2 protein-coding genes are annotated in these 1,419 nt (G+C 65.6%); both read right to left on the bottom strand.

Annotated elements, in window-relative coordinates:
* Window positions 1-30: 30 nt before the first annotated feature.
* The gene (locus DMB42_RS52670; RefSeq protein WP_221762767.1) at window positions 31-657 is read right to left on the bottom strand and encodes an integrase core domain-containing protein; all 627 of its coding nucleotides are present in this window, start codon (window positions 655-657) and stop codon (window positions 31-33) included.
* Window positions 658-722: 65 nt separating this feature from the next.
* Complete coding sequence (locus DMB42_RS54010) at window positions 723-1,127, bottom strand: hypothetical protein (RefSeq protein WP_185845356.1); 405 nt, start codon at window positions 1,125-1,127, stop codon at window positions 723-725.
* Window positions 1,128-1,419: the final 292 nt, after the last annotated feature.

The raw sequence follows: 1,419 nt of genomic DNA, 5'->3' as shown, positions 1-1,419 counted from the left end.
TGCGCCTGCCGATAATTCCATCCGCGCAGGTCAAGCGGCATGTGAGTATTCGTGGAGGATGCCGCCGAGCCGGTCTCGTCGGCGTATGCTCAGGTCCACAATCCGCTCGGGATCCGTGATCGGGTCAGGGACGGTGCATTGCGGAGCCGCTTGGCCCAGGGCTTGGTGGGCGCGGTGCCGGTTGCAGAACACTTCGTACTCGCGAAGAGCGTGCCGCAGGTGGTGTTCGTTCCACAGGAGGCAGCGGTCGAGGAGTTCACGGCGGCAAGACTGCACCCACCGCTCCATGATGGAATTCATGCGCGGCATCCGGATGCCGGTGAGTACGGTCTGGATGCCCGCGTCGGCGAGGATTCCGTCCATGAGGGTGGGGAACTTCCCATCCCTGTCTCGGATCAGAAAGCGTGCTCGGCAGCCTGCGTCTTCCAGGTCCATCACTAGGTTCCTGATCGTCTGAATCACCCAGTCGGCGGTCGGGTGAGCGGTGGTGCCCAGTACGCGAACGCGCCTGCTGGCGTGCTCGATGACGGCCAGGATGTACTGGCGTTGCCCGTTCAAGGTGACGGTCTCGATGAAATCGCAGGCGAGCAGAGCGTGGGCTTGGGAGCGCAGGAAGTCGGCCCAAGTGGTTGGATGCCCGCTGGGGTGCTGGATCAATGCCTTCTTGCTTGAAGATCTCCCAGACTGTGGACGGCGCGACCTTGATGCCGAGTGTGGCGAGCTCACCATGTACCCGCCGATAGCCCCAGCCGGGGTTCTCCCGAACCAGGCGCAGGATGAGGGCGCGGATGGACCGGATCGTGGGGCGGCGCCCACGTCGGCCCGGCTGGCAGGTACGGGCGTGACGCCGTCGCATCGCGGTGCCGGCGCAGGACGGTGTCCGGACGGACGACAAGCCGCAGCCGGCGCAGAACCTCACGCGGCAGTGAGGTCAGGAGCGCGCCGAGAAAGGCCCGGTCCTCGGGTGCGAATTTCACTCTGGTGTCGGCGCCGAGTTGGCGTTGGAGGACGGTGATCTGGTGGCGCAGGGCGAGTATCTCCACGTCCTTGTCCCGATCCCTCAGGGGCAGCAACCGCAGCGCGGCGAACGTGTTCGTGACGGTGAGGTAGGCCAGGCGAAGGAGCACGACTGATCATCCTGCCGCACGCGTTTCTGTCCCCCGGGTGGCCCTGAGTTCGCGCCGCCACGCGAAGGCCTCACATGGTCATGACCTCGGCCGATGTAATTTTCGGCAGGCGCACGGTCGTCCATCGCCCCGGCCGAGCACCGCAGACAACAACAGGTCCTGGCCCTGCTCCACCAAGACCCCAACCGCCCCTGACCAGCCCGGGACATCGCCCGCCACCTCCGCGATGTCACCCTCAACACCATGTAGCGGCAACTGTCTCGCTGGGCCAGCAGCCAACTCATCCGCAAGA

Origin of the sequence: Nonomuraea sp. WAC 01424, assembly GCF_003947315.1 — a bacterium.
GTDB classification, from domain to species: domain Bacteria; phylum Actinomycetota; class Actinomycetes; order Streptosporangiales; family Streptosporangiaceae; genus Nonomuraea; species Nonomuraea spiralis.
Note: the sequence above shows the minus strand (reverse complement) of the source record. Positions and strands in the feature narration are given on the sequence as shown.